The 20,226-nt window shown below is 45.8% G+C and carries 20 protein-coding genes; 12 read left to right on the forward strand and 8 right to left on the reverse strand.

Annotated features, from left to right (window positions below; all coding sequences use genetic code 11):
• Nucleotides 1–141 precede the first annotated feature (141 nt).
• Nucleotides 142–1,782, forward strand: a complete 1,641-nt coding sequence (locus B9G69_RS13210) for a HEAT repeat domain-containing protein (RefSeq protein ID WP_088614507.1) — start codon at nt 142–144, stop codon at nt 1,780–1,782.
• 145 nt (nt 1,783–1,927) lie between these two features.
• On the forward strand, nt 1,928–2,083 hold the full coding sequence (locus B9G69_RS13215) for a hypothetical protein (RefSeq protein ID WP_176400906.1): 156 nt from the start codon (nt 1,928–1,930) through the stop codon (nt 2,081–2,083).
• A 69-nt stretch (nt 2,084–2,152) separates the two neighbouring features.
• Here B9G69_RS13215 and B9G69_RS13220 read toward each other — a convergent pair whose 3' ends face one another.
• Nucleotides 2,153–2,398: a GlsB/YeaQ/YmgE family stress response membrane protein gene (locus B9G69_RS13220; RefSeq protein ID WP_088614508.1), complete on the reverse strand. Its 246-nt coding sequence runs from the start codon at nt 2,396–2,398 to the stop codon at nt 2,153–2,155.
• 91 nt (nt 2,399–2,489) lie between these two features.
• Complete coding sequence (locus B9G69_RS13225; RefSeq protein ID WP_088614509.1) at nt 2,490–4,037, reverse strand: NAD(P)/FAD-dependent oxidoreductase; 1,548 nt, start codon at nt 4,035–4,037, stop codon at nt 2,490–2,492.
• Between the two features lie 146 nt (nt 4,038–4,183).
• Between B9G69_RS13225 and asd the strand changes: the two genes are divergently transcribed.
• Nucleotides 4,184–5,011 carry an archaetidylserine decarboxylase gene (gene asd / locus B9G69_RS13230; protein WP_254916761.1) on the forward strand — a complete coding sequence of 276 codons (828 nt, stop codon included), beginning with the start codon at nt 4,184–4,186 and terminating at the stop codon, nt 5,009–5,011.
• A 48-nt stretch (nt 5,012–5,059) separates the two neighbouring features.
• Here asd and B9G69_RS13235 read toward each other — a convergent pair whose 3' ends face one another.
• Nucleotides 5,060–6,142, reverse strand: a complete 1,083-nt coding sequence (locus tag B9G69_RS13235; protein WP_088614510.1) for a DUF4421 family protein — start codon at nt 6,140–6,142, stop codon at nt 5,060–5,062.
• Between the two features lie 91 nt (nt 6,143–6,233).
• Nucleotides 6,234–6,593, reverse strand: coding sequence for a 6-carboxytetrahydropterin synthase QueD (gene queD / locus B9G69_RS13240; protein WP_088614511.1), 360 nt, complete (start codon nt 6,591–6,593; stop codon nt 6,234–6,236).
• 28 nt (nt 6,594–6,621) lie between these two features.
• On the opposite strand from queD, the gene B9G69_RS13245 reads away from it, so the two are divergent.
• Nucleotides 6,622–7,104: a 6-pyruvoyl trahydropterin synthase family protein gene (locus tag B9G69_RS13245; protein WP_088614512.1), complete on the forward strand. Its 483-nt coding sequence runs from the start codon at nt 6,622–6,624 to the stop codon at nt 7,102–7,104.
• Here the strand turns inward: B9G69_RS13245 and B9G69_RS13250 are convergent.
• The gene (locus tag B9G69_RS13250; protein ID WP_088614513.1) at nt 7,101–8,159 is read right to left on the reverse strand and encodes a hypothetical protein; all 1,059 of its coding nucleotides are present in this window, start codon (nt 8,157–8,159) and stop codon (nt 7,101–7,103) included. The genes B9G69_RS13245 and B9G69_RS13250 overlap by 4 nt on opposite strands.
• Before the next feature lie 213 nt (nt 8,160–8,372).
• Between B9G69_RS13250 and B9G69_RS13255 the strand changes: the two genes are divergently transcribed.
• Complete coding sequence (locus tag B9G69_RS13255) at nt 8,373–8,603, forward strand: FeoA family protein (protein WP_088614514.1); 231 nt, start codon at nt 8,373–8,375, stop codon at nt 8,601–8,603.
• Complete coding sequence (gene feoB, locus B9G69_RS13260; RefSeq protein WP_254916762.1) at nt 8,579–10,513, forward strand: ferrous iron transporter B; 1,935 nt, start codon at nt 8,579–8,581, stop codon at nt 10,511–10,513. Before B9G69_RS13255 ends, feoB begins: the two co-directional genes overlap by 25 nt.
• 13 nt (nt 10,514–10,526) lie before the next feature.
• Here feoB and B9G69_RS13265 read toward each other — a convergent pair whose 3' ends face one another.
• From B9G69_RS13265 to B9G69_RS13275, 3 genes are read right to left on the reverse strand one after another with little or no spacing between them, the layout of a single operon-like run.
• Nucleotides 10,527–11,678, reverse strand: coding sequence for a glycosyltransferase family 4 protein (locus tag B9G69_RS13265; RefSeq protein ID WP_088614515.1), 1,152 nt, complete (start codon nt 11,676–11,678; stop codon nt 10,527–10,529).
• 9 nt (nt 11,679–11,687) lie between these two features.
• On the reverse strand, nt 11,688–12,824 hold the full coding sequence (gene rffA, locus B9G69_RS13270) for a dTDP-4-amino-4,6-dideoxygalactose transaminase (protein ID WP_088614516.1): 1,137 nt from the start codon (nt 12,822–12,824) through the stop codon (nt 11,688–11,690).
• 42 nt (nt 12,825–12,866) lie between these two features.
• Nucleotides 12,867–14,534 (reverse strand): methyl-accepting chemotaxis protein, encoded by a 1,668-nt coding sequence (locus B9G69_RS13275; protein WP_088614517.1) that lies wholly within the window; start codon nt 14,532–14,534, stop codon nt 12,867–12,869.
• A 229-nt stretch (nt 14,535–14,763) separates the two neighbouring features.
• Between B9G69_RS13275 and B9G69_RS13280 the strand changes: the two genes are divergently transcribed.
• From B9G69_RS13280 to B9G69_RS13305, 6 genes are all read left to right on the forward strand, one after another.
• Nucleotides 14,764–15,654, forward strand: a complete 891-nt coding sequence (locus B9G69_RS13280; protein WP_254916763.1) for a hypothetical protein — start codon at nt 14,764–14,766, stop codon at nt 15,652–15,654.
• Nucleotides 15,655–15,772: 118 nt separating this feature from the next.
• Complete coding sequence (locus tag B9G69_RS13285; RefSeq protein ID WP_088614518.1) at nt 15,773–16,498, forward strand: efflux RND transporter periplasmic adaptor subunit; 726 nt, start codon at nt 15,773–15,775, stop codon at nt 16,496–16,498.
• Nucleotides 16,499–16,521: 23 nt separating this feature from the next.
• Nucleotides 16,522–17,229 carry an ABC transporter ATP-binding protein gene (locus B9G69_RS13290; protein ID WP_254916764.1) on the forward strand — a complete coding sequence of 236 codons (708 nt, stop codon included), beginning with the start codon at nt 16,522–16,524 and terminating at the stop codon, nt 17,227–17,229.
• A complete protein-coding gene (locus tag B9G69_RS13295; protein ID WP_088614520.1) occupies nt 17,226–17,996 on the forward strand; it encodes an ABC transporter ATP-binding protein in 771 nt (256 codons plus the stop codon). The genes B9G69_RS13290 and B9G69_RS13295 overlap by 4 nt, the downstream gene beginning before the upstream one ends.
• Nucleotides 17,996–19,105 (forward strand): ABC transporter permease, encoded by a 1,110-nt coding sequence (locus B9G69_RS13300; protein ID WP_088614521.1) that lies wholly within the window; start codon nt 17,996–17,998, stop codon nt 19,103–19,105. Before B9G69_RS13295 ends, B9G69_RS13300 begins: the two co-directional genes overlap by 1 nt.
• Entirely contained in the window at nt 19,102–20,181 is a 1,080-nt protein-coding gene (locus B9G69_RS13305; protein ID WP_088614522.1) for an ABC transporter permease, read from the forward strand. Before B9G69_RS13300 ends, B9G69_RS13305 begins: the two co-directional genes overlap by 4 nt.
• Nucleotides 20,182–20,226: the final 45 nt, after the last annotated feature.

Below are 20,226 nucleotides of genomic sequence, written 5' to 3' on the forward strand. Positions count from 1 at the left end.
CTAAGGAAATAAGCCTCTTCATTCGGGGAATCTCAATTTGAGAAGTTGCATACCCTAACAGTCACTGTCTAAGTCCTGGTCTTTCCCCAAGCATTCAGTTTGTTCTCACAGGATGGAACTCATTTTGCTATACTGGGTAGGATGCACTCCAAAAAAGTTCTTTGGTTCACTTTCATTTTGAGTCTCTTTTCGATGCCGGCCCTTGCTAAGCGCACGGTTTGTACTATCACTTTGAATTCCGACAACGAGAAAAAAATCTTTACATCAAAGTATAAAAAAGAGGGCGTCGATTTCAAAGAGCTCACGGATTATAAAACAGATAACGACGATAAAAACTGGTTTGATAAAGCCTGCCAAAGTGGAGTCAAGTGTGACGCTTTGATCATCTCGGGTCATTTCGGCGGTACTTTCTTTGGTGAAGATACGAATCTAACTTTGCCTCTACAAACCTTAGAGCGAAAAGCCTGTTCAAAAACCTGTGATGGAATTTTGTCCCAGCCTAAAGAAGTTTATTTGTTTGGTTGCAACACCTTAGCGGATAAAGGCAAAGATCGTCGCACGCCTCAGCAGTACCGAGAAGTTTTATTAAACGACGGTATCTCTGAAGCCTACGTTGATCGCATCGTGGCAGCACGCTATAGTCCGGTCGGCGAATCCTTCAAATCAACGATGCAAAAAGTGTTTTCAGGAGTGCCACAAATCTACGGATTTGATTCTATTGGTCCCTCTGGAAAAACCGTTTCTTCTTTCCTTAAGAAGTACTTAAATCAAGTTCCAAATTATTCTCAGCGCCTGGATAATCTTGAAGCGCAAAAGGTGATGAATCAAGTCGCTCAAGGCAGTCAGATAGCGCAAAAGTTTAATGGAGAATGGAATACCGCTATGAAGGGGACGGCCTCGGCGGCCTGCAGTGGAGCGGCTCCTGAAGAACGCAAGGAATGTAAGCTATTTGATCCCAATGCGTCCCAGTATGAAAAGATGCTAACGGTAGAGTCTTTGCTAAATGAGCCCGATCGTAAAAATCATTTCTTGGTGGTTGAAGAGTATTTAAACGGGATTAATATGAAAAAACTCTCTGCTGACGAGCAAGAGGTTTTGAATCGCATTAAAAATAATACGATTGCCGCAGAAGAGCTCAAATCACTCACGCCTAAATTAAATAATGTGCTGGAAACAAAACTTCCTTTGATGGATTTAGCGGGTAAAGTCGGCTGGATGTCATCCGATGAAGTGGCTGCAGAAATGGGTAAAACGATGACGGCTGCCATGAAAGGTGATGGTTTAACCAACACCAAGGTTCAAGCATTCTGCTCTGTTCGAAACCCTCCAGACGTTGATAAAATCAGCGCTCAAGCAAGCTGGTATCAGAATAGCAATTTCTTAACTGTAGTCGGCTGCTGGCAAGGAACAACGGGTAAAAAATCTCTTTCTACGGGTGTGGTCTCTCAGTTGGCTCGCCAGTTGGACAGTTCAGATCCTGATACCGCCGTCGAGGCCTTAGGCATGGTAAAATCCAGCGTCGGTGCAGACGCAGGCCTGCAAAAGAAAGTCGCTTCCATGCTGTACTCCAAAGATATCAATATTTCTGCGGCAGCGATGTCGGTGTTAGGAAACGTGCAAAATCCTTCGCAGGAAGTGATTCAGATCGTGTCGCAAGGTTTAAATTCGCAAAACCCTGAGGTGGCAAGACGGTCTGCTTTTACAATTCGCAATATGGGTGTGCAAGACCCTGGTTTAAAACAAAAGGCCTTGCAAGTCGCTCCGCAAATGCAACCCTGGTAAAGCAATTCAAGGACTGGCGGCAAAAGTCGTCATTTTCTGATGAACTCGAATATATCGAATCTCATTCCGAGAATTCCGATTTAAAAGTCAATATAACAGAATAGACGAACAGGCCCAGGCCCGGCGATTGCAATAGTAGTTCTCTATGCAAAACAAAATATCCAAACTCAAAAAAGCAGTGGTTTACGTGACTATCATTTTAGCAGGCGTCAATGTTCTTCTGACAGCGGTTAATGCTGTTTCCGGGGAACACGAAACGAAAGCCAGCTCCTTCCATAACTTAGCTTGGGAGAAAAGATAGAACCCAACAAAAAACGCCAGGCAGAACCTGGCGTTTTTTTTCACAAGAAGTGAAATCTATTTTTTTGATTTAATTTCTAGCAAGAAGGCGCGCCAACAACAGAATCACCATGGCTCCAAACACGGAAGCAAAAAAACCTGCCGGTTCTCCCTCCGCATACCAGCCTAATGCTTGACCGATATAAGTTCCGACAACAGCTCCCACAATTCCCAGAACTGTCGTCATGATGATACCAAGACCTTGCTTACCAGGCATAAAGAAACGTGCAACAAGTCCTACAAGGAAGCCAATCAACAATGTACCTAAAATGTGCATCCAATACCTCCAGAGGAAAGTATTGGGGACTGCCGCCTGATAATCAAGTGGCTTTGTGGTTTAACAAAAACCAAGGGAACCAGGCACCGTTTTACTGTAGTTGTTCGATGATTTTCTCTGCGATCTTGATGCCGTCGCAAGCGGCAGACGTAATCCCGCCCGCATAACCAGCGCCTTCGCCTGCGGGGTATAAACCTGCGTGAGTGATGGACTGGAGGGTTTCGTTATCGCGAGTCACACGTACTGGGCAGCTCGTTCTAGATTCAATTCCGTAAAGCTGAGCGTTCTCAACAACAAAGCCCTTCATGTTGCGATTAAACTTATTCAAACCCTCTTGAATACGTTTCGTCATATGGGAAGGTAAAATTTCATCCAAACGAATGTTGATCGCACCGGAAGGTGACGAACCCGGACGCAGATCGCGAGGTCCTTTTTTAGAATGAGTTCCACCCAAGAAATCCAAAAGATTTTGCGCCGGCAATTCCTTAGTTCCACCCGCCGCGCGAACGGATTTCAAAGCTTGAGTTTCAAGCTGACGGCGAAGCTTCATTCCGCCAAAGACGTCATTGCCGAATAATTTATTGTGATCGATAGAAACAACAATCGCCGCATTCGCAAACGGCGAGTTGCGATTGTAGTTACTCATCCCGTTACAAACGATACCGTCCTCTTCAGTTCCTGCAGATAACACATATCCACCTGGGCACATACAGAATGAATAAACACCGATACCGGTTTTATCATCATGATCAGCCAGTTTATAGTTTGCAGCTCCTAATTTTGGATGTTCTGAAAACTGACGATATTGGATTTTATTAATATCAGCCTGGGAGTGTTCAATTCGCAGACCCATCGCAAAGGACTTACCATCCAGATGAACGCCAATGTCGTTCAAGTGATTGATCATGTCTTCCGCTGAATGGCCCGTCGCTAAGATCACATGGGGAGATCTAAATTCAGTGCCATGTTCAGTGCGCACTCCGACAGTTTGTTTTCCTTCCATCAAAATCTCAGTCACTTGAGTATTGAAATGGATTTCGCAGCCATTGGCTTTTAAGAATTCACGAAGCTTAGGAATCACACGACGGATACGATCTGAACCGACGTGTGGATTTGACAACCATTGAATTTCCGCGGGGGCACCGAATCGGACCAAGCGATTCATCACGTAAGGAATATGCGGAGATTTAATACGAGTGATAAGTTTTCCGTCTGAATATAAACCCGCGCCACCTTCGCCGTAACAGACGTTATTGCGAGTGTCGAGCTTACCATGACGCCAGTACTGATTGATGCCCTTCATGCGAGCGCCGGAATCAGAACCACGTTCAAATAATACGCAAGGAACTCCACGCTCCACAAATCGCAAAGCTGCAAACAATCCCGCGGGACCTGTGCCGACGATTAAAGGCTTTTCTTTGGGAGTCGCGATTTTTTCTAAATTGAATTCGGGAATATTCAGAGTTTCGCCTTTTTCAGCGACCTCGATCGAATATACAAAGTGGGGAGAGTGAGCGCGTCTGGCATCAACGCTTTGTCGGAGAATGCGGTACGGTCCGTGCTCGGGAACCATCCATTGAAGTTTTTCTTCAAGGTCCTGATCAATAGGAATCTCGATATTATTAAATATCTTTGCCATCTTTTACCTCGCGGGCACCTGTTAAGCGCCAAACTTGGCGGTTTTAAAAATCTTAAAACGCGCCTAGGTGAACATTTTGTTTCAAAGCTTATACCAGAGGTCCCGAGTCGTGACAAAGGGGCTATCTTCGGTTAGATAATTTATATATGTCAGCAATCACTCGTATTTTACCTAAAAGAAGCCTTAGCCGATTCGTCGGCAAACTTATGCATTTTAAAGGGCCTAAAATGTGGGCACGTATCTCCGTTAAGGGATTCGCCTGGTGGTACAACATCGCCCTTCACGAAGCCGATAAAGCTTATAACGAATACCCCAGCATTGGGGAGTTCTTTATTCGCAAATTAAAGCCAGGTCTTCGACCGATTGGCTCGGCGTGGGCTGTCCATCCCGCTGACAGCGTGATCACCCAGGCGCAAACGATTGAGAAGGGTACTTTGATTCAGGCAAAAGGTCACACCTATGAACTGAAAGAGTTCACGATGGACCCTGACGCCTATAAAAAATGGGATGGTGGGTTTTTTATGACTTATTATCTTTGCCCTACGGACTACCACCGGGTGCACTCTCCCGTGGACGGTGGCATTAGCGATGTTCGTTATATGCCCGGCGAGCTCTGGCCCGTCAACGAATGGTCCACAACCAACGTTAAAGACTTATTCTCCATCAACGAGCGTGTTTTGGTCGAAATCCAAACCGATATGGGTCCCGTGGGAGTTGTCTTTGTGGGAGCCACGAACGTCGGTCACATCGTTCTTAGTTTCGATGAAACTATCCGCGGAAATCAGGCGGGTGTTCCAGAGTATCAACACAAAAAATACTCTCCCGCATTGACGGTCAAACGCGGTGACGAACTGGGAATGTTCCGAATGGGGTCAACGATTGTGATGTTGTATCCACCTTCGTTTCAGCAGAAATTCTCCCATAATTTAGATCTGGGACCTTCTGTGAAAGTAAATGCTTCGTTGATTAAATAAAAATAAAGGACTCGCACAGAGTCCTTTTTTTTACGAAAGCCCCTCGGCCTAAAAGCGGGAGCCAAAATACAGACCAGCCGCTTGCGAGAAGAACGACATATCCATTGTTTTTAAATCCACGTTAACTGGTTGAGTGTGCCCGATGATGCTCATATACCAAGGGCCCCAGTCGTAGCCGATTGCCATCTTTGCTTGAATCCACCAGGTGTATTTTAAATTATCCCAGCGAGTGGTGGTCGTTTCATAAACTTGTTTTTGCGGGCCCGCCTGTGCGCTCCCGAATACTGCAATATAAAATCTTGTCCACTGCCACACGTAAGAAGACCCAAGACCCGCGGCCATGCTTTGATACTTTCCTTTAACCAAAGTTGCGTCTTCACCGTAATCAGCAGGAGTGCTTTGCGGAAGAAAGGGCTCGGGATTTTCTATTTCGACTTGGGAAAGACTCATTAAGGCATAAAACGCGATACCATCCACCGAAGGTTTTCTCCAGTTAGGACCAAAAGCTTCTAAAGCACTTACACCATAGTAAGCCCATTCAAACTGAGCTTGTAGCATCGAAATTTTAAGGTCCGGTAATGAGTACTCATCAGTTGTGATAAAGCCGTCATTGTTCGCATCAGAAGTAGGGCTTTGATTGAATCCCTTGTAGCGTTGATAGATGAATTCAGCACCCAAGCGTCCACTGAAGTAACGAAGTTGGTAATCCTCGGCTGACGTCGCTACTTTATCGGCCTTGGCTGCGCCATAAGCAACGTTAGCCTCCAACGAAACACCTAAAGGACGATTGGAATAACCAAGGGCATAACCAGGGGGAGTGTTCGGATCAAGAGCGACGTTGTGATTGTTACCTGCACCCGAAGTCGTAGCCTTGAGAGTTTTTAACAGCATACCCACTTGGAGGGAGTTTTCATATTCTGATTTAATCGCTTTTTTCGTCGCCTCGGAAGTCGTAACCGGGGGAACTGCTGTCTGTGGTGGTGGGGGAGAAGTTTTCGATGGAGTGAGTACCGGTTGCGAGGTGATCGTGACCGGTGTTTTTCCGTTACGTTTTGCAGGTGTGTTCGGCGCCGCCGACACCCCGTTGCTCAAAACTAAAAGGCTGATTAGTATCGATCCTTTTAAAAACAAAAAACTCACTCCATCTGAGTCCTTATCTTACAAGGTCTATGGAGTGAGTTTAAAGTCTAAAACTGTCAAACGACGCAGTCTGGACCCGTCTTTATGCTGGGTACGCGCACTCTGTCGCCGGAGTCTCCGCTACCGACACGCGAGTGAGTATCGGTAAAACTTTTTTTGCATGATTAAAGATCCATTTTGCCAGGAGTTCAGAGGTGGGATTTTCAAGGCCCGGCACCTCATTCAAAACCCGGTGATCAATCTGTTCCAACAGGGGTTTCATAGCGGCTTGAATGTCGTTGTAGTCGATCACCCATCCAATTTTTTCATCAAGAGGGCCCACTAAAGTCAGCACGATTTTAAAGCTGTGGCCGTGCATACGCGAGCACGGGTGGCTTGCTGGCAAATGGGGCAGGAAACGGGCGGATTCAATTTGAAAATGCTGCTTCAGTTCGAATTTCATGCTATGGATATAACCATTAGGGAGACATATGTCCACGACCTTGCATTTGGCTAAGCAAAATTTCAAATTTTCAGCGGCGCACTTTCTGATCTTTGATGAAAAGCACGCGGAAAAGCTTCATGGCCACAATTATCAAGTGAAGGTGGATATTAAAGCCCCAGCAGACGATACTCAGCACGCTGATGGCTATTTCATGGATTTCAATGTCTTTAAAAAATACATCAAGGCGGCCTTAGATCGCTGGGATGAAATCGTGCTTTTGCCGGAAAAACATCCAGACATGAAATTCAAAAGCACCGAGAAATCCCTCGAAGTCACATTCCGTGACCGCTTCTATGTATTCCCCCTGTCCGAAGTGATTCTGTTGCCAGTGACGAACACAAGCGTCGAAAACTTGTCGCGTTTATTGGCTGAGGATTTTTATCGGGAATTTAAAAAGTACGGGGTTCAGTCAATCACGGTGACAGTCGAAGAAACCACTGCTCAGGGTGCCTCCACGACGATTCCCTAGGGATTTAAAACACCGGTACTTACTTCTGAAGGCGTCAGTTCGCGCACTACGCGGTAACGCCAAAAACAGATACGACCGCCTTCGTTGATTTTTTGTTGCAGGCGTTCCTCGACCAGATCAGGATTTCCATCGCAATCGATGTGGGCAAAATCACCGAAAGCATCCACGTCTGTCACGTTCCAGGAATAAGGCGCTTTGTCTCGCGCTTGAAAGTTGCGGTTGATGCCTGGGCCTGTGTTCAATGCAATTCGCGCGACAACGATTTTTTCCAACTCGGGACGACGTATCTGTTCCCGTGCTGTCGCAATTGTTTCTGCGTCATCCAGGGCAATCACGAAGGATCCGTTTTCACTGGGTGTTTTTGTCGAGATCAGAAAATACTTTTTGGAAATATCTGCAGGCAGTCTGACGGGATTCATCACAAGGGGAGGGCTTTGTTTTTCCTCATCCCCATAGATGATTTCTGAATGGAACCTTTGAAAAGATGATGCTTCAATGCGTGCTACTAAACGATTCAAGTTCCACTTTAAGTTCTGCGTCTCGTAGTGTTTTGTGAAGTGCAGAGTCTTTTCTTCGATCAGCAGTCCACTCAAATCAAAGGCCTTTAAGGTGACCTCGCTAGAGTTCATGTAAAGGTTTAATACCGATAGCTTCACCGAGGATAACCCCATTGGAAGATAATGTGTTACTTGAGGTGAAGTGGTCGAGCTTAATAAAAGCTTTTGTGAATCACAAGTTGCAGTAAAGCGAAGAGCGTTAGCACTTCCAGCTTTCAGCGAAAAGCCCCGCTTATCGGAAAGGAAGTCTGTGCCGGCAACTTTCATTTCTGATTTGCCGTCGAGTTCTTGATAGCCTTCTTTAATCGCACCATTTTCGTGAACTTGAGTCCACCATTTTTCAGATTCTGCAGATTTATTCTGAACAAAGACAGTCAAAGCTTTGGGATCGCAGAATCCTGGGGCGTAAAATACCTCCGCAGCGTCTGCTTTCGAGCACGCGATGGAGGCAGATAAAACAAGGCCCGCAACAAAGGTGGTTTTTACTTTTTTATGCATCTAGTTTCAGATCGGTGAGAGGGGGATGAACTTAATCTAAGCCCCTAAAATCACGACCATTGTCTTCGATTTGTCCTCACTTTTAGGCTGAGATCGAGGGGCGCGATGAAATTCATTATCAACTGGTTTTCAACGGCTGGACCCGGGGGTAAAGAACTTCACTTTGCGGGGGGATGATCTTAACTAGTAATTCGCGCAGTTTCAGAGGGAAAAATGACTTTGTTAGACACCAAAATAAAGCCTGGTCAGACAGTGGAAATCCTGAAAATCGCAGGGGAGCATCTCTTGCGTGAACGTCTTCATGAGATGGGACTGCGTGCAGGCATGGAGCTAACAATTCTGGGAAGAGCTCCCTTCGGCGGGCCTCTTTTAGTTCGCTTTAAAACAAGCTTCCTGGCTTTGCGTAATGAGGAGGCGGCATGTGCCCAAGTGACGTTGAAATAGTAAACGTTGCAGCCGCTGGCAATGAAGAGCGTGTGATCGCTCTTGTCGGCGCTCCCAACTCTGGAAAAACAACTCTTTATAACTGGTTGACGGGTTCTCGGTTTAAAACTGTGAACTATCCAGGTGCGACTGTTGAATACTCTTTAGGGAGATTAGCTCCTCATTTGGGAACTGGAATCCAGGCGATGGATACACCAGGGACCTACAGTCTTCATCCCAAAAGTGCTGACGAAGTCGTTACCATCAAATCTATTTATGAAAATCCTGAATTTGGAGAAGCCACGGGTATTGTAGTCGTGATCGACGGAACTCAGTTGTCGCGTCACTTGCAACTTGCTTTGCAAGTGAAAGAAACTGGTTTTCCAATGATCGTGGTTATCACCATGGCCGATCTTTTGCGCCGTGAAGGTATCGAAATCGACATGGATTACTTGCGTAAAACTTTAAATTGCCCTGTGGTGCAATTTGATGGGTTGCTTGCTGGGGGCTTGCTTGAGATCGTGGCTGAAGCGCAGAAAATTCCTTTGGATTCATTTCCAAAGCGCCCCCGCGTTTGGGATTTTGATGAGTTGGATTTAAAAATGAAAGAGTGCGATCGCATTGCAAAGGAAGCACTTTCTCATAAAACCGATCATCCTGAAGTTCGTTTGAAAAAGATCGTAGCAACGACTGAAAAAATCGACCGCCTGCTATTACATCCGATACTTGGGCTGGTGATGTTCCTAGTGATTATGGGGGCTTTGTTTTCTTCGATCTTCTGGTTGGCAGCTCCATTCATGGATTATGTCGATCAAGGTTTTAGTTTCCTGAATAAAGTGGTGGGTGATTTAGGACCTGGCACTTTGTGGGCAGATTTCTTGGCAAACGGTGTCGTATCAAGTTTTGGTGCGGTTTTGGTTTTTGTTCCGCAAATCTTTATTTTATTTTTTGGTATAGGACTACTTGAAAGCTCGGGTTACTTGGCTCGGGCAGCGACGTTGATCGATCGTCCCTTTTCCGCACTGGGAATGAGCGGTCGTTCTTTTGTTCCGATCTTATCAGGGTTTGCATGTGCAGTTCCTGCGATCATCGCGACAAGAAATATCTCTTCAAGTCGAGACCGCTGGATCACATCTTTCGTAATCCCACTGATGCAGTGTTCGGCTCGTTTGCCGGTGTACGCTTTGCTTATTGCGTTCTTGTTCCATGGGGAATCGGCAGTTATGGCAGGGATCGTCTTTGCATCCTTGTATTTAGGTTCGCTATTCGTTGGTGGCTTAGCTGCGGGAATCGTTAATAAGTTCTTACCTCATAACGACAACTCGTTCTTTATGATGGAGCTTCCGATTTATCGTAAACCTAAGTTGCGCGTTCTGCTTCGTCAGTCTCTGACTCGCACGATGAACTACGTGAAGCGTGCAGGTCCCATGATCTTTGTCTTTGCTGTGATCATTTGGGTGGGAACAAACTTCCCGAACTACAATATCGAAAATCCCCACGACAAGCTTGAACAATCCTATGCCGGTCAATTGGGTAAAGTGATTGAGCCTGTGGTGGCTCCGATGGGTGTTGACTGGCGAGTGGGTGTCGGTTTGATTTCCGCGTTTGCGGCTCGTGAAGTATTTGTTTCTTCGTTAGCGGTGACGTTTAATATCGCAGACGACAACGAAGATACTCAGCAACAGTCCTTGCTTGCGCAGATGAGTACCGCTGTAAATCAACACGGGGAGAAGGTCTTCACCATGAGCAGTGTGATAGGTCTTATGATCTTCTTTATGATTGCACTCCAATGTATGACCACGGTCGCGATTCAAGCAAAGGAAAGCGGTTCTATCAAAATGGCCCTGGGCCAGCTTGTGGCCTTTAACGTCTTCGCCTATGTTCTAGTGGTGATAGTTGTTCAAGGACTCCGCGCCCTCGGCGTCTCCTAAAATCCCACAGCCTTTATAGTTTCTGATAAAGCTCTGTGAAATGCTTTAAAGTGTTCGGCCAGTTGTGATTGTGCAAAGCCCACTCGCGGCCTTTTTCGCCATGTTTGTGGGCTTTCTCGGGATGCTTTAAGTAATAACGAATACATTCCGCCAAGGATTGACCCGAGCGTGGTTCTGCTAGGATTCCGCGCTCCGTGCCGCCAACTTGCTCAGGTGTGCCACCTGCGTTTGTTCCAATCACCGGCTTTGCCATCATCATGGCATCAATGACGCTAAGGGAATAAGTTTCGTTGTAAGAAGCCAAAGTAAAGATATCCAAGGCTTCGATGTAAGGAACATACTCGCGTTGGAAAGGAATCTGATGCAGATGACCTTTTAAACGATCTGAAGCCGCGCGAGCTTGAACCCATTCATACAAAGCTTGTGATTCGGGTTCATACGTTGTTTCGCCAGAATCATTGTGACCTACGATGGTGCGATCGCCGATCACCCAAATCTGTACTTTTTGAATGTCTTCGTCGGAAAGATAATCCAAAGACTCAACCAGTTCGCGAACTCCTTTGCCCGCATCCACGCGGCACAAAGTTCCAACGACGATTTGTCCAGGCTTCACATCAAACTTCTGGCGAATTTCATCGCGAGCACCGGGAGTTGAGACAAATTTATCAGTCTCTCGTCCGTAACGAATCAATTTCAATTTTTCAGGAGCGATGGGAAAATTCTTACGAACGTCTTTTAAAATATCTTCTGAAGAACTGCACAAGGCATCCACACGTCGGAATAAGGCTTTGTGAACAAAATCCTGCTTGGGCAACGCATTCATATAAAGATTGTAGACATGTTTAATCTCGCCATTAAACCAACGAGCCACACACGTCGCCCACATGTCTTTACGGGTGTGAGAATGGAGGTGAGTGATGTTATGAGCTGAGATCGCTTTACGAACTAAAGAAGCTTCTTTTAGCTTAGAAAGTTTTTTTGCAGAAGTCTCAATCGTGCGAACGCCCGCAGCGTGAAGTTCTTTGGCGATGCGTGAGCCTGCAAAGCACAGCACCCACTGTTCAACGCTGGTGTTTTGCAGCTTAATGATCAGCTCTGTGGAGTAAAGCTCCAGTCCGCCCCATGAGTACGAATGAATAACATGCAGAACGCGAACTGGTTTCATGAGCTATTCCTATTTGCCTTTATAGAACTCGTGAACTTTATCGATCACGAAAGCGACTTCGTCTTTGCTTAAATCCGCATACATTGGCATCCGCAAGATACGGTTTGCCAAATCATCTGTTACGGCCATGGACCCGACAACGCGACCAAATTTTAAACCTGCGGGCGCAGAATGTAGTGGCACATAATGAGTTGTCGATTGGATGTCATTCTCTTTTAAGAAAGCCCACAGTTTTCCACGTTCTTCAGCCGTTTTGCAGGCAAAATAGTAGATATGTGCATTGGTTTGGCAATCACCGGGAACGTGCATACGAGCGATGTGACCTTGTTTTTCAAGGTCGGCAAAGCCTTGGTGATATTGATTCCAATGAGCCAGGCGGTGAGCCGTGATTTTTTCGCCGTCTTCAAGTTGGGCATACAGGAAGGCCACAGCAAGTTCCGATTGCAGATAGGAGGAACCCTTATCCTGCCAAGTGTACTTGTCAACTTGGCCATTGAGGAACTGCTGACGGTTTGTTCCTTTATCACGAACGATTTCTGCACGTTCAACGAAACGCTTGTCATTAATGATTAAAGCTCCGCCTTCGCCGCACACGATGTTCTTTGTTTCGTGAAAGCTATAGGCGGCCATGTGCCCCCAAGCGCCTGTTGGTTTGCCCTTATAAGAGGAGAAAATTGCTTGCGCCGCATCTGCAACGACGATGAAACCATGCTTTTCGGATAAGGCCATGATGCGATCCATCTGGCACGCGACCCCTGCGTAATGGACGGGCATAACGGCCTTGGTTTTGGCTGTGATCGCTTTTTCCATCGCATCAATGTTCATATTCAGAGTATCAGCATCAACATCTACGAAGACGGGGATAGCACCATACAGGGCAATTACGTTGGCAGTCGAAGTGAATGTAAACGAAGGAAGAATAACTTCGTCGCCAGGACCGATGTTAGCTAAAACCATCGCCATTTCCAAAGCCGATGTACAGCTTGGAGTGATGACAGCCATTTCGCATTTCAGATGAGTTTTAAACCACTCAACGACTTTTTTGTTGAAAGCGCCTTCGCCAGATAATTTACGATTGGCGATGGCTTGAGAGATATATTTTTCTTCGTTGTGGCTATGCGGGGGCAAGTTAAATGGAATTTTCATGCCCCGTGAGAATAATACTAAATTTGGAAGGTCGGCAACGGATTAAAATCCATCCGTTGTTCCGACTTTACCTCTTGGACCTTCATCGTCGAAAGGGATCACATCAGCGGCTGCGCTGCTCTGTGCCTTTTTTGCTACGGTTGTTTTGCCGGGTTGGGAAGCTGAAGCGGTCTTAGTTTTAAACTGAACAACTTTACCTGCGGGTGCTTCCTTTTTGGAAGGGCTGCGGTAAGTTTCACCTTTGGTCGCCTCTATGTGCTCGTCTCCTGTCACAACCATGTTTAAGTCCGCCACCAATTGACGCATCAATTCAGCTTGAGCCGAGATCTCTTCAGATGACGCTGCAATTTCTTCCGAAGAAGCCGCATTCCCTTGCACGCCCGCATCGAGTTGGTTCATAGCTTGAGAGATTTGGGAGATGCCTGTCGTTTGTTCAGAGCTTGCCGCCGAGATTTCGTTATTAAGATCAGAAACTTTTTTAACGGACGTCACGATCGTGTTTAAAACTTCAGCAGAGCGGTCGGCGACCTTGGCACCGTTTTCAACCTGTTGAACACTGTCTTTAATTAGAGATGAAATGTCTTTCGCAGCTACCGCGGAACGTTGCGCCAAAGAGCGAACGGCCTCAGCCACTACGGCAAAACCTTTACCTTGTTCACCAGCGCGAGCCGCTTCCACCGCCGCATTCAATGCCAGCAAGTTCGTTTGGAAAGCGATGTCATCGATAACATTGATGATCTCCTCGATCTTTTTAGAAGATTGAGAGATACCTTGCATCGATTGGATCAAAGCTGCCATTTCTCGTTGGCCTTCTTCGGCCGAGTCTTTAGAAGACTGGGACAAAGTAGCTGCTTGTTTTGCGTTATCGGAGTTCATTTTAACCATGGAAGACATTTCTTCCAAAGAGGCGACTGTTTCTTCTAATGAAGCTGCGGATTCAGTGGAAGCTGTGGAAAGAGTTTGACCCGCCAAAGACAACTGACCGATGGCTGTGGAAACTTGGTTTCCAGAGTCCGTTAATTTATCAGAGATACTACTAACCGTATTAGAGACACGGTAGGCGATCCACATCAAGATACCAAACAACGCAAACACACTCATCGCGGCGATCAACACCAACATTTCAGACAATGCTTTACGCTCTTTGATTTGCGCTGCATTTTCTTCGGTCGCCAGTTCTTGATAATATTTGAAGTTTTGCTCTGACATTTTTTGAACTTGCAGAGCTAAAATATGCCACTCACCACCATTTAAAGAGGCACGAACTTTTTCATCAACTTCTGGGGAGTCCTTGCGAAGAGCTTCCGTCAACTCTTCAGTGGTCTTATAGAATTTAGCTTTGTTCTCGCGAACCAGTTTGTAGTTTTTTTCTTCGTCGCTACCGAATGGAGTTTTTTCGTAATACGCTTGAGCTTCTTTGAAATCCTGCCAAGCATCTTCTGTTTTCTTGATGAACTTGGTGCGGGACTCGCCATGAAGTCCAACCGAAGCCCAAAAGAAGTAGCCCACGCGAGCACGTTGCATCGCGAGCTGCCCCAACGCATCCATATTCGGAACGATGTCAGTGTAAGCGGTGGTTAACTTTTCTCCAAGCTTGTTCGTGGAACGTAAAGCTACGATCGTAATCATAGTGAAAGCGATCACCGGCAAGAAGGCTGAGAATAAAAGCTTGCCGCGCAGTCCGCGAAACCAAGATTTGAAATTAGACATAAACATAATCTCCCATACAAAGCTTTATCGAATCTTTACGGAAATTACTTAACTCGTATTTATACGAGACGCTTGTACTCGGGAACGTCCACGTCTCTTGCAGGCCTGCAAGAACGCCTTAACAGGTTTTTTATTGCCATGCGGCAGGACTAAAGTTTTATATTTGTAATTGATGCGGACTTAAGGGTAGCATTTTTTCAACGTCTAGACTCAAGGAGGGGAAGTAGTCATGACAAACACAACGCTACGTCGTGGATTGGCCGCTGTTGCATTGATCGCAACTGTAGGTTTCACATTCAACACATCAAAAGTAGAAGAAGGTTGCCACGGGTTCGTACCAGAGAACTCTATGTATATTCCAGTGGGCTTGTTCCAAACTGGCGGCATCACGCAAGATCAATTTATGATGGTTATGGATCGTATTGAGAAAATCTATACTCCAGAAATTGAAGCTGCAGGCGATAAATTGAAAATCAATCGTCTTTGGACTGATGGTACAGTGAATGCTTCTGCTCAACGTTCTGGAAACACTCGTATCCTTAATATGTACGGTGGTTTGGCTCGTCACAAAACAATCGGCGTAGAAGGTATGGCTTTGGTTGCCTGCCACGAAATGGGTCACCACAATGCTGGCGCTCCTAAAATCGATTCTTGGTACGGTGGTGCTTGGGCATCTAACGAAGGCGCGTCTGACTATTTCGCATCTTTGAAATGTCTTCGTCTATTCTTCGCACAAGATGACAACGCAGCTATCGTTGCTGGCTTGACTATCGATCCAGTTGCTAAAACTGCTTGCGAAGCGCAATACCGCGAAGTTAACGATCAATTGATCTGCCAACGTATATCTGAAGCAGGTCAACAAGTAGCTAACTTGTTCATGGATCTTTCTAAAGATAAAGTTGCTCCAAAATTCGATACTCCAGATAAAACTGTCGTTCGCCGCACAGACGATTCTCACCCGAAAACTCAATGCCGCTTGGATACATATTTCCAAGGTGCTTTGTGCCCGGTTGCAATCAACGATCGTTTGTCTGACACAGACTACAAACAAGGTTCTTGCTACGCTCCTCGTGACGCTGTAGGAACAAGACCACTTTGCTGGTTCTACCCAGGTAAATAGTTACCTGCTGCTTCGACGGAGTCGAAGCAAAGCAAATGAAAAAAGCCGATGTTTTGTAACATCGGCTTTTTCATTTTTAACATTTGTGTTTGTTTATGAAGGTGCTAGCCTTTATAGCATGAACAAGAAAAAGATCGTTCCAGTTGTTATCATCGTCGTTCTGATCATCACTGCTTTTCTAATTCGCCAATATCTTTTCCGCACAAGTTTCCGATACGCCGGCACTGTCGAAGTGACCAAGGTAGACATTCCCGCACGTGTTCAAGCGGTAATTAATTCGCTTCCTGTCAAAGAAGGCATGGTCGTTGATAAAGGCCAAAAACTGCTTTCATTGTCCTGTGAAGATCTGAAAATCAGTTATGAACTTGCGAATTCTACCTTTCGTCGTAATGCCAGTTTGTACAAAAGCGGAAATATCTCCGCGGAAGCCTATGACCAGGTCCGCACCAGAAAAGAAGATCTGCAGACTCGCGTGAGTTGGTGTGAGGTCATGTCTCCTCTTAAGGGCACCGTTCTGACCAAATACTTTGAAGAAGGGGAGATGGTAAATCCAGGAGCTAAGCTCTTTACCATTGGTAATCTCGAGGAAGTCTACGCATACTTCTATCTGCCACACGACGAAATCGCATCTTTAAAACTGAATCAACAGGTCGAAGCCACGTTGCCAGAGATGGACGATAGAAAATTTCCCGGAGTCATTGAGTTCATCAATCCCGAGGCTGAGTTTACTCCTAAGAATGTGCAAACTCGCGATGAGCGCACGCGATTGGTTTATGGGGTCAAGATCCGCTTTGAAAACAAAGAAGGCATTTTGAAACCCGGAATGACTTTGGAATGGAAATAAAGGTTTTCAATCTTCATAAAAAAATGAAGAAAGTGCCAGCGCTGAAGGGACTCGACATGGAATTTGCTGATGGACGGGTTCATGGGATCATCGGTCCTGAGGGCGCAGGTAAAACTACATTGATGCGTCATCTGATGGGACTTTTAAGGCCAGATAAAGGTGAAATTAAATATCTAAAAGATGGTGAAACTGCTGAATTTAGTGATGTTCGCCGGACCTTGGCATATATGCCCCAAACACAAAGCCTTTATGGTGAATTAAGTATTCACGAGCACTTGGAGTTTTTTAAAACCTTGTATGGCTTGGAAGAGCAGCAGTTTCGAGTTCGCAGTCAGAAGCTTTTAGAAATGACTCGGTTGGATCGTTTTCAGGATCGCTTGGCTTCCCAATTATCCGGTGGAATGTATAAAAAATTGGGGTTGGTGTGTGCGCTCCTCGCTTCGCCGGAGGTTTTATTTTTAGATGAACCCACGAATGGTGTGGATCCTTTAAGTCGTAGGGATTTTTGGAAGCTCTTGTATGAGTTTCGCGATCAAGAAAATATCACGATCCTGGTTACGACATCTTACATGGATGAAGCTTTAAAATGTGAAGATGTCCATTTGTTGTTTGATGGGAAAACATTGATCGAGGGATCACCGCAAGAAATACTTCGAACGGAAAAGTGCGAAACCTTCGATGAGGTCTTCTTGCGCTATGATTCGTCATTGGATGCCGAGGCTTCGCTATGACCCGTGAAGATCAAGCTTCCACACATTCTGTAGAGGTCAAAAATTTATCGGTAAAGTTCGGCGATTTTTATGCTGTAAAAAACGTAACATTTGCGGTTAGGCCCGGAGAGATATTTGGATTTTTAGGTGCGAATGGGGCAGGAAAGACCACAACCATTCGAGTCCTCTGCGGATTACTTATTCCCACAGAGGGTGAGGCACGGGTTTGCGGCATTGATGTGCGCACTGATTCAATTTCCGTAAAACAACAAGTCGGTTACATGTCCCAGAAGTTCACTTTGTATGACGATATGACTGTCGCTGAAAACCTAGCTTTTACCGCGGCCTTAAGAAAAATCGAAGATAATAAATTTAAAGAAAACAAAGAAAAGCTTCTTCATTTTATCAAATTCCAAAGAAACGAAAAAACCATGGTTCGTGATTTGCCGGGTGGGATCAAGCAACAAGTTAGCTTGGTCGCATCGATGCTGCATGACCCCCAGGTCGTTTTTTTAGATGAACCCACAGCGGGAGTGAGTCCCGCCTTTCGTCAGCGCTTTTGGCAATTGATTGGGGAGTTGGCCTCCCGTGGAAAAACTGTTTTCGTGACGACGCACTATATGGATGAGGCTGAACAGTGCGGACGTATTGCGTTGATGAAGGATGGAGAGCTGATTGCATTGGATTCACCCGTGAATTTGAAAAAGCATTCCTTTCCCGATAAAAATCCCAAATCTGTCAGTCTTGAAGATGTCTTTATTGCGCAAGTTGAAGGAGTGCCCACGTAATGCAAGGGTCTGTCTGGGCTGTCGCGAGAAAAGAAGTTTTTCAGATCGTGCGTGATCCTTTCACAATGGCGGTCGCGATCGTTATGCCAATCGTGATGGTGTTATTCTTTGGTTTTGCGATTGAATTCAACATGGATAAAATTCCGTTGGCGATCTATGATGGCAGTAAAACGGCTGAATCGCGAGTGCTGATTGATTCTTTCATCAGTTCTAAATATTTTATTCCCAAATACGTTGTCAGTCCTATGCACGCCACAGAGGCGCTGGATGGCGGCAGGGCTAAAACAGCTCTCATTATCAAACCTGATTTTGCTCGCTATTTAATACCAACCCGGCAGTCACAGGTGCAGATATTAATTGATGGTGCGGATAATTCCTCCGCAGCTTCTGTAGTGGGATACTTAGGTGGTGTTCAAAAGCTTGCAATTGCCAAAGAATTTCCCGGTGCTGATTTCAAATTTCCCGTGGAAATTCATTCCCGCTTTTTATTTAATCCTGAATTGAATAGTCAATGGTTCGTCGTGCCCGGTTTGGCTGCGGTGATCATTGCAATCTTATCGATTTTACTAACGGCATTAACGGTCGCCCGTGAATGGGAAAACGGTTCGATGGAACTGCTTTTGGGAACGCCGGTGCGCCCCTTGGAGATTATTATCGGTAAGTTATTACCTTACGCAGTGATGGGAATTGTATCGATTCTGTTTGTATTTATGATGTCAAAGGTTGTTTTCCAAGTTCCGTTTCGGGGAAATTTCCTTCTTTATATGTTTTCAGCATTGATTTTTCTATGTACGTATTTGGCGCAAGGGCTGTTGATTTCGGTCCTGACTCGCAGTCAGCAACTAAGTATGCAGTTTGCGATGCTATCGGGTCTTTTGCCATCGATGTTGCTCTCTGGTTTTATCTTCCCAACCGAACACATGCCGCCATTTTTCTATTACTTCACGATGCTTTTGCCTGCACGTTGGTTTATCAAAATCAGCCGCGAGTTGTTTCTACAAGGCAGTGGTCTTATGCAGATTCTGCCATCATTGGGAATGTTATGTCTTTTGCTATTAGGGATGCTGACCTTAGCGACACGGAAATTTAAAAAGGATGTGGAGCCATGAAGACTCTTTGGGGCTTTATGAAAAAAGAGATGCTGCAAACCCTGCGTGACCCCCGCATGCGGATTTTGCTATTCGTGGCACCTTGTATTCAGCTCACCATTTTTGCGACTGCTTTGTCGACAGAGGCGCGTAACATAAGGCTTAGTGTTTTTGGTGCACCCACAGACTCTGCCTTGATGGATTTATACCGAGACTGCATTGCCTCGGGATGGTTTATTCCAGCCAAGGTAAGTACATCAGACCCTTACAAACAAGTGCAAGGGGGCGAGGCCGATGCGGTCCTAGTGGCGCCGCCAGGGGGCTTGGATAAGAGCATCGGGCGGGGTGAAGGTCAGATGCAACTTTTGATTAACGCCACCAATGTCACTCGTGGGCAAAGCATTGAACGTTATGTGAATGCAGTTCAGCTGGCACGACAGCAAAACAAGATTCAACCACCTTTGGAATTCGACGTCAGGGTTTTGTATAATCCTGCTATGCGCACGGCTTTGTTTTTGGTTCCTGGCGTTATGAGCATGCTAGTGTGTCTGATTACGATCCTCTTAACCAGTATGTCCATCACCAAGGAAAAGGAATTAGGTACGTTTGAAACTTTGATCGCAGCCCCCGTCAAACCCGAAGAAGTGATCATGGGTAAAACCATTCCTTATGTTCTTCTGGGAATGAGTAATATTCCCCTGATCTTGGCTGTCGCGGTTTTCATCTTTGGCCTGCCGATGCGAGGCAGTTTGTGGGTCTTGATGTTTTCAAGCTTCACGTTTATTTGCTGCACCGTTGGAATTGGCTTATTAATTTCCACATTGGCTAAGAACCAACAGCAATCCATGATGGGTGGCTTTTTATTTTTGTTACCGGCAATGCTGCTGTCAGGTTTGGCATTTCCTATCGAGAACATGCCTTGGGCCATGCGAATGTTTTCTTATGTTAATCCCATCACCTATTACATCGATCTTTTAAGAAACATCATGCTAAAAGGCGGGGACGCAAATCTCGTACTCTATGATGTTTCGATCTTAGCAGCCATGGCCGTCGCCGCCATCGGCTTCAGCTGGCAACGGTTCAAGACAACACTCTAGTTGCGGAAAAAGGTACGTGCTGAAAAAGGTACGGCCTTACTTTGT

The sequence above is a fragment of the Bdellovibrio sp. SKB1291214 genome (genome assembly GCF_002209355.2).
Taxonomy (GTDB): Bacteria; Bdellovibrionota; Bdellovibrionia; order Bdellovibrionales; family Bdellovibrionaceae; genus Bdellovibrio.